General features: G+C 47.5%; 9 protein-coding genes. 4 read left to right on the top strand and 5 right to left on the bottom strand.

Annotated features, from left to right (window positions below; translation table 11 throughout):
• From J07HQW2_RS16050 to phnG, 5 genes are all read right to left on the bottom strand, one after another.
• The coding region (locus tag J07HQW2_RS16050) for an ATP-binding cassette domain-containing protein (protein ID WP_303704262.1) at positions 1-656 on the bottom strand (656 nt) is incomplete at its 3' end.
• Positions 653-1,768, bottom strand: coding sequence for an alpha-D-ribose 1-methylphosphonate 5-phosphate C-P-lyase PhnJ (locus J07HQW2_RS16045; RefSeq protein WP_021056723.1), 1,116 nt, complete (start codon positions 1,766-1,768; stop codon positions 653-655). The genes J07HQW2_RS16050 and J07HQW2_RS16045, both read right to left, overlap by 4 nt.
• Positions 1,761-2,912, bottom strand: a complete 1,152-nt coding sequence (locus J07HQW2_RS16040; RefSeq protein ID WP_021056722.1) for a carbon-phosphorus lyase complex subunit PhnI — start codon at positions 2,910-2,912, stop codon at positions 1,761-1,763. The genes J07HQW2_RS16045 and J07HQW2_RS16040 overlap by 8 nt, the downstream gene beginning before the upstream one ends.
• Complete coding sequence (phnH, locus tag J07HQW2_RS16035) at positions 2,912-3,580, bottom strand: phosphonate C-P lyase system protein PhnH (protein ID WP_021056721.1); 669 nt, start codon at positions 3,578-3,580, stop codon at positions 2,912-2,914. Before phnH ends, J07HQW2_RS16040 begins: the two co-directional genes overlap by 1 nt.
• Complete coding sequence (gene phnG / locus J07HQW2_RS16030) at positions 3,577-4,026, bottom strand: phosphonate C-P lyase system protein PhnG (protein ID WP_021056720.1); 450 nt, start codon at positions 4,024-4,026, stop codon at positions 3,577-3,579. Before phnG ends, phnH begins: the two co-directional genes overlap by 4 nt.
• Positions 4,027-4,294: 268 nt before the next feature.
• On the opposite strand from phnG, the gene J07HQW2_RS16025 reads away from it, so the two are divergent.
• Genes J07HQW2_RS16025 through J07HQW2_RS16010 form a run of 4 tightly spaced genes read left to right on the top strand, consistent with a single transcriptional unit; the run spans position 4,295 to position 7,894 of the window.
• Positions 4,295-5,329, top strand: a complete 1,035-nt coding sequence (locus J07HQW2_RS16025) for a PhnD/SsuA/transferrin family substrate-binding protein (protein WP_021056719.1) — start codon at positions 4,295-4,297, stop codon at positions 5,327-5,329.
• Between the two features lie 43 nt (positions 5,330-5,372).
• Positions 5,373-6,230: a phosphonate ABC transporter ATP-binding protein gene (locus J07HQW2_RS16020; protein WP_021056718.1), complete on the top strand. Its 858-nt coding sequence runs from the start codon at positions 5,373-5,375 to the stop codon at positions 6,228-6,230.
• A complete protein-coding gene (gene phnE / locus J07HQW2_RS16015; RefSeq protein WP_021056717.1) occupies positions 6,227-7,234 on the top strand; it encodes a phosphonate ABC transporter, permease protein PhnE in 1,008 nt (335 codons plus the stop codon). The genes J07HQW2_RS16020 and phnE overlap by 4 nt, the downstream gene beginning before the upstream one ends.
• Positions 7,235-7,240: 6 nt before the next feature.
• Positions 7,241-7,894 carry a DapH/DapD/GlmU-related protein gene (locus J07HQW2_RS16010; RefSeq protein ID WP_021056716.1) on the top strand — a complete coding sequence of 218 codons (654 nt, stop codon included), beginning with the start codon at positions 7,241-7,243 and terminating at the stop codon, positions 7,892-7,894.
• Positions 7,895-8,514 lie beyond the last annotated feature (620 nt).

The following is an 8,514-nucleotide window of genomic DNA, read 5'->3' as shown; positions in this document are numbered from 1 at the left end:
ATCCGTCGAAACATATCGAGGACACGAGCCTGAACACTTACGTCAAGCCCTGCTGTCGGTTCGTCAAGAATAATGATATCAGGGTTATTGGCGAGTGCACGCGCGATCTGAACACGCCGTTGCATACCGCCGGAGTACGTGTGAGTTGGGTCGTCCATCCGGTCAACAGGGATCTCGGTCGCGTCAAATAAACTCCGAACCCGTTCACGGACATCATCATATCGCCGCCATCCAGCAGAAAGCAATTTTTCTGCAACATTACCGCCGCCAGAAAACTCTAATTCAAGTCCATCCCGAATATGTTGATGTACGAGACTCAGATGGGTGTTTTTCAGTTCATGTCGTGTTTGATAATCGATAGCCAAGAGATTGCCCTCATATTCTGTATATGAAACGTCACCAGCTACTTCTCCCTCATCATCTTTCTCAAGTGCAATGAGTTCTGCAAGACTTGATTTTCCAGATCCGGATTCTCCGACAATCCCAAGCACCTCACCAGCGTCGACTGTCAGGTTAACGTTTGCACATGCAATGACAGTGTCACAGACAGGACATTGATTCGTCCCAGCATCATCGCCAGTGCGTTCGATACACGCTGAGCATCCAGAGCCATATTGCTTTTTGACATCTGATACCTCAAGTAATCTCATACTCATTCGGGATCACCTACAGTGTCTCCAGAATCGGGATCACTCATTTTAGGACCCCACCTGTTAGTTGACTGTTCAAGATGATGATCGCGATCTAATTCGGGTTTTTGTTGTCGTTTGTGACAAAAGGACGCATCGTTACAACTGTAGTAGACCGATCCATCATCTGTCTCGACTTCAGTGAGATATGTATCAGTTGATCCACATGCATGACAACTGGCGCCAGGGAAGCGCTCAACCTGAAATGTGCGATCCTCAAATGCAAGTGGTTCGACCGATGTGTGTGGGGGCACAGCATAGATGCGTGCCTCCCGCCCCGCAGCGAAAATGAATAGTGAATCCGCATGATTGAGTTTCGGCACATCCCAACGGGGGATTGGAGAGGGATCCATTAGATACCGTCCAGCAACCATTGTTGGGTACCGAGCAGCAATATTAATCTCACCCCACTCAACGACAGTCTCGTACAGATGTACCCACATCTTTCCATAATTACGATGCGCATGTCGTCGACGATTCGCAGCATCAGAGCCGTCGACTTTCCGAAGTGGGTCAGTGACGGGAACCTGTAACACAAGAATTTGCTCATCGGTGAGAACTTCCTCAGGAATCCGATGTCGAGTTTGAATTATATCTGCGTTTGTCGTATCAGTCGTTGTTTCGACATCAGCGGTGTTTGATGCCAGCCGTCTAATGTTTGCTGCGTTGACCGATTCATCGGACCCTTGATCAATCACTTTGAATGTATCATCAGGTCCAAGCAGTGAGAGTGATGCCTGAATACCACCAGTTCCCCATCCACGGGCTAGCGGCATCGGTCGAGAAGCGTATGGGACTTGGTGTCCCGGGATTGAAATAGCTTTGATGATTGACCGTCGCATTTCACGCTTTGTGTGCTCATCAAGATACGCATAATTGTATCCTGACAAGTTATCATCATCAAACTTATCGAGGAGTGAATCAACGGTTTCAACAGCACCTCGCTTGGTTTCGGTCAGTTCATCTGTGGACCGATTACGTGTGTACTGATCGGCATAATCTCTTGATTGAGTTGTGACATTATCATCCTGATTACCCTCTTCGACTTCTGCGTCTGTCTCTGCATTTATCTCAGTCATCACACTCAGCCTCTGTTGTTGTCGTCCCGTCAGATTGTGTTGCATGACTGCTGTCACTATCTGCTGTTCGTTGTCGAATCCCCCTGATTCGATCGAGAATCGACTGAAATGTTACATAATGTGGTAACTTAAGATGCTCAATAAATCCAAATGAATCCATCCCGTCGATAACATCTAACACAAATTCCGGATCTTCTGCAGGCTCAGCGTCACTATCGAGTTGGATCGATGCATCAAGTATTGTCATTGCGATCGTTTTTCGCTCATTCCGTCCAAAGGTAAGCCCATACCCAACTGCAAACTGTGGGTCATCCCGCTTGGCGTAGATAGGAACGATTGCTTCGCTTTCGCTCACCTCAATATCAGTGACCGTTGCAGTCTCCTCAGTATATGGATGCTCAATCATGACTGGTAGCCGCCCAATCCGTACCTCAGCAAGCGTTGGATGCACCTGCCCATAGCCGCGAAGTGCAGAGTATCCAAGTGCAGTCATTGCTCCTGTTTCGCCACGAGCTAACTCCTGTAAGATAGCATCGCGATCTGCCGGGTGAGTAAGCGACTCACGTGTCGTGTCCGTTGGATTAGTCATCTCAGTTGACTCTGGCTCATGAACGAGTCCTTCTGACCGAAGCACAGACATCACGTTCGCGAGCGATTCAGGCGCTTCCTCAGTCGTCACATCCCACTCGGCTGTTGGATCCATTGGCTCCTTTGCTCCACCGGATTGGCTTTTTCCCTCGTTGGTAAGTGTAAAATCAAGCAATCGCTGAGTATAGTCTTTTGTCGGACCGAGAATCTGCCCACCTGGAACATCCTTGTATGCTGGTGAGACTCGTCGTGTCGCGAACATCTCATTTGGGTCAACCGGGACAGTCTCGTCCCACCGCTCGAGTGTTGAACGGTACGCGCGCAAAAGAAACGCAGCCTCGACTGTATCCCCTTGTGCTTGTTTGACCGCCAGTGCAGCAAGACGAGGAGCGTAAAGACCTCCTTCGCTCATAGCTTGTGCGACTACGCGACCGAGTTGTTCTTCAATCTGATCAACAGTTATTGGCTCGGTATCTCCATCGAGACGTTGTTTCTTGAAAAGATCAGCCGCGCGCTCGATAAGCTCCTCACCAGCTTTTACAGCGACGTATCCCATCAGTGTGCCTCCGATCCTTGCTCACACGCTGATTGGTCAATCGTCGTTGATTTTGTATCTTCATGTGTCACTCTCGATATACTTACTGACCGCGGAATCGCAAGCACAGATTCAGCAGTCGTGATAATCACATCAACACCCCGTGGATATGTTGACTGTGCAATCGAAATTCGATCCAATTCTTCTGGAGGAAGTCCGATTGTTACTGTTCGGTCTGTCTCTGCTGGAACACCTGGTCCATCAATCCTAACCACATCGTGATTGATAGTACCATCACGTTCGAAGGCTGAACGGGACGGGGACGATGACGATGACGCTGGTGTTGTGAGTGTCTCAACTCGATATATTACTGTCGCGCCATCACTTGGTTCAAGCAGTGTCCCACGCGAGACATTACGAATATCCCATGATGGTGTTCCTCGCGTGTGAATGATATCTGCCTCATCTGCGTCAGCGGCTTCATATCTTCCTCGTGCATCGAGTGCACTTCTAAGTTCTTCATCATCTATCTGTGCTTGAAGTTCATGATCAACGAGTGTCGCAACAACAGCATGGTCAGCAGGAGTCACGCCGACTTCTTTGATTGTCCCTGGATGAGACAATGCAGTACACAGCGTTCGGAATGTTTGGCGGGTATCATGAACAGGATCGATATCAAGAGCTTTCATAGCTCACCTTCCATGGTTTCAAATTCGACCGCAGTATGTCGACTTTCACTCCATGTTTCGTCTCGTTGCTGCTTTCGGCGCTCAGCCACAGTATCAAGTGTATCCTGAATTACCTCCGCATGCGCGTGCTTTCCAGCAACCGCAGCATCAACAATCGCTCCTGAAAGCGCTGCTCGTTCCTGTTTGCCCGGGTACATCGCAAATCCCTGTGCATCATTGAGCGTAACTTCGGCAGGTGTGACCACAACCTCACCAAGATTAAACTGCTGATGCTCAACAGGGTCCGTGACCTGTTGCATCAGTAACTGTGGATGTGGCTCTTGTAGGACTGACAACGAGGGGTTGGTCGAGAGTACTCTATTTGCGAGAGTACTGAGCGTTTCTACTCCCGTATGCGCAATCTGCTCAAATCTGATTGTCCGGTTATCTCGGTCACCTTGCTGCATATACTCATGATGCTATAACAATTGCATAAGTCTGCGCTAAGTACTCTCCATGTCGTCACTCTAAGGCTGGTTGCACTCTCATATCATAATATTCCGTATAGACGGCTACTAATAGCTATATTTTCTATATAATTAGCTATATCAGAATAGATGTTTACTGGTTGTTTATCGAATCTATGGGTCGAAAACTTCGTTTTATGATTCATTATTGACGCTCTGTACTCTATGGGGACAACAATTATTCAGCAAAGTTAGCTCGTCATAGCTGATGGCAGAAAAGAAAGACCACGGTGTAAATTCAGAGCCAAGCCGTACAAATCAATCTCACAGTATGCTAACAGGTCGTCGTGGATTTATGGCTGCAGGTGCCAGTGCAACACTCGCTGGGTTAGCTGGTTGTAGTGGAACGCTCGGAGGATCTGCAAGCGGTAGCGGAACGACAATCACGATGGTATTGACGCCGGGAACGCCCTCAGATATTCGGACACGGTATGAGCCGATGCGAGCGATGATTGAAGGCGAACTTGATGATGTCACCGTTGAGATGCAAGTTCCACAGGATTACTCAGCGGTTCGTCCAGCACTTAACAGTGAGCAAGCCGAGATTGGCATGGACGATGTTACACTCATTTCGAATCCTGATCTAATGGATGTATACGGAACAACCGTCACGGGTGGGTCAGCATTTTACTTCTCGATAATGCTAACAAACGAAGATTCGAGTATCACACAACGAACAGACGTGGAAGACAGAACAATGGCGTTTGCTGATCGTCTCTCAACAAGTGGGTCAATTTTTGCAACATTCGCACTAAAAGAGGCTGGTCTGGATGTTGGTGAAGCCCCAGATGGCGACCCGGTTGATTTCACCGGATCGTGGTCAAATCATGAAGTCGCACTCGAGAAACTTGGTGCTGGTGAAGCGGACGCAGCAACTACATATGGTGGAAATGGATTGCCACACATTCCATCCTCATATAAATCTGAGTTCCCACAGCGCGTTATCGATAGTAGTTCCGCGCTGGATACACTTGACACCGAATCGCCAAAATTCCGACCGTTCTGGTTTTCATTCCCAATTCCAAAACAACCAGTGTACGCCCGAAGAACGTGGGACTCAGATTATAAAACAGAGATCGGCGATCTGCTCATCAACTCAGATGAAAGCTTAATTCAACAGTATTACCCAGAGGATTACAATGAGGCTGAATTACCATTCACGACACTTCGAGATACCTCAATGGAAGATTACCAACCTGTGATTAAGCGGCTCAATGATCTCGGCATTGAACTCGGATCGTAATTCAACTGTAGCGATCATTCATAGTTTTATCAAAATAATTATAATGAGCACACTTACTGTAGATAACGTAACAAAAACATACGGTGATGTCGTTGCACTTGATTCAGTCTCATTCGAGATTGAGGATGAGTTTGTCGTTTTACTCGGTGAATCCGGAGCTGGAAAATCAACGATGCTTCGCTGTGTTAATGGGCTAACACATCCAACTGAAGGAGAGATTCGGCTCAATGGAGACCCAATTAACGGGTCACGCCCTGATGTTGGGATGATATTTCAACAACACAATCTTGTCGATGGTGTGTCAGCGTATATGAATGCACTCACCGGCTCGCTTGATCGAACATCAACAGTTAGTAGCCTACTACAACAACAAAGTAGGGAAACAAAAGAGCGTGCTCTTGAAGCACTCCAGACTGTTGGTCTTCTTGATGAGTCACATCAACGTGTCTCACAGATGAGCGGCGGACAGCAACAGCGCGTTGGGATTGCACGGGCACTCGTACAAGACCCGGCGTTACTTCTTGCAGATGAACCCGTTGCAAGTCTCGACCCTTCGAGTGCTGAGAGCGTGATGGACTATCTGAAAAAAGCAGCAAATGTTCACGAGGTCACTGCTCTCGTCAGTCTTCATCAAGTAAATATTGCGGCGTATTTCGGTGAGCGATTTATTGGACTTCGCGATGGTGAGATACTTTTTGATGTTACACCTGAGAAGCTTACCCCGGAATCGGTTGATGAACTCTACGGGAACGTTGAGACAGTGGGGCTCGCAGATGATAGTGCTGGCAATTCAATCACAACCACTGCTACTGATACTGATTCTGATTCTGATAGTGAGACCGAACCCGATCCTGACGACAGTGATGAAACAGAAATCATCGGACGGCGAGTAGAATCATGAGTTCTCAATCATCTGACTCCAGACTCCGCGAGTTATTACAGTATTTCGGATTTGCGTCCATCGGGGACTCATCAGTTGAAGAGAAATTAACTGATCTTCGCCGCCGGAAAACAGTTCGTCGATTGTATGCTGGTCTCGGTATCATTCTAGCAACAATTTTGTTTAATGCAAGTTTGAACGCGGTTGGATTTTCACTTGCTGAGTTATTCGTACAGATTCCACAATTCACTGATGCTCTTGGCGAATACTTCCCTCCCACAACGTACTATGGGGTTCCATTTGTCGATGTCATGCAGTATTGGAATTTCATCGTCAGTGAAAATCTCTTTGCAGCCTCTCAAATCACGATTGCAATCGCGATTGCTGGGACAATACTTGGTCTTCCTGGTGCATTATTCTTCGGTATAATGGCGAGTGAGCGCGTCGTCCCATACCCATTCAATTTTGCATTTCGTTCGACAATGAGCCTCATCCGTGCGATCCCGGCGCTTGTGTGGGTCTTGATTTTGATTCCACTTGGTGGGGTTACGCCATTTACTGCGACACTTGCGATTATGATCGATACGACAGGCTATCTTGGTCGACTATTCACTGATGAACTTGAAGAAATCGCAGATGGACCAATCGAGGGGATCCAAAGTACCGGTGCGAATAAAAGTCAAATTGTCTCCTTTGGTATGCTTAGTCAGGTATTCCGACAGTTCATTGCTTGGATTGCATTCGATCTTGAGCACAATGTGCGAGTCGCAATTGGGCTTGGGCTTATCGGTGCAGGCGGACTCGGGCTTGAGCTTGATATCCAGCGAAAAACATTCCACTACACTGAAATGATGGCTTGTATTCTCCTTGTTGTTCTCCTGGCTGGGTCAGTTGAACTTCTTAGCCAGCGCGTTCGTTCATACCTTCGCGATGACGATGAAATTGAAGAGACGGGGATCCTCGAAGCAATAATTACCGCCCCTAAGAAGATTATCAGCTCAACAGCTGGTCGACGTGAGCGCTGAGTAGTCATGTATATCGAGTCGCACGGACCGACGCGTATCGATTCGCTCAGCCCAGAACCGACATTACAGGATCCAGTGTATATTACCGAAAGTGAACTGGGCACGTGGACAGATATTCGCTCGTATGCTCGTGTCAACGAGTCAACTATTGGTGATTACAGCTATGTTATGGAACGTGTTCAATTAGACTATACAACTGTTGGGAAGTTCGTGAGTATTGCTGCCGATGCTCGATTGGGACCGACAAATCATCCGATTACCCGCCCAACTGCACATCACTTTAGTTATCGTACATCAATGTTTGATCTTGGCACCGATGATGAGACCGTCTTTGAGTGGCGGGCAGACCAGCCGGTAACTATTGGTCACGACGTGTGGATTGGTCATGGCGCAACTATCCTGCCAGGTGTCGATATTGGCAATGGTGCCGTCATTGGCGCAGGTGCAGTCGTTACTGATGATATCTCTCCATACACTGTCGTTGCCGGTGTCCCTGCAGAAATTATTCGCCGCCGATTTCCGCCGGAAACAGCAGCTCGCATTGAGTCGACTGAGTGGTGGCACTGGGATCATGAAACGCTCAGTGAACGGATTACTGCATTCCGTGATCTTGAGATATTTCTTGAGAGATACGCCTCTTCTGATTCGATGGCGAAGTAATCTGAGTGGTACCAGCGAGTATGGAATTCCTCAAAACACAGGACCATTACTGAACGACCACGACCACGCAACTTACTCAGCCGTCAGAGACGGCCCCGTTGAGGATGTGGCTTCCAACGAAGATTCCTTCACACTCCGACTACACTCTACATCGGAGAGAGTTATTCGCTGTGGGGTGTCCACGGTCCGCTCTAGACTCTCTTTCTCAACCATCTTGTTCGAGAGGTTGAGCTTCCCTTGTCTGAACAGTGGCGAAACGATAATCACAGGTGTTGTCACCGCCTGCTTTAACGGTTTGAATTAGTTCTACGTTAGACAGTAAGTTCCCGTTAGCTTGTAGATTATAGTTTGTGGTGTCGGACATCTTTCCTCCCTACTCGTTCGCTTCGCTCACTCCTTGAGAAAGGGGAAGGGGAAGGGGTATTACCCTCCAATTTGAATAAAATAATCTAATATTACCCTCGTGTATATGTCGAAAATTCATCGAATATGATAGCAGTGTACAATTCAGTCGGCATATCCTCTCATGTTTTGTCTTATATATTTAATTACGCAAATCAATCGACTATCGTTCAGAGTTAGAGTTAAATTTATACTTATATTTTCGTATGCTCCGGTCG

Source organism: Haloquadratum walsbyi J07HQW2 (assembly GCF_000415985.1).
Classification (GTDB): domain Archaea; phylum Halobacteriota; class Halobacteria; order Halobacteriales; family Haloferacaceae; genus Haloquadratum; species Haloquadratum walsbyi_B.
This window is presented reverse-complemented; position numbering and strand designations above follow the sequence as displayed.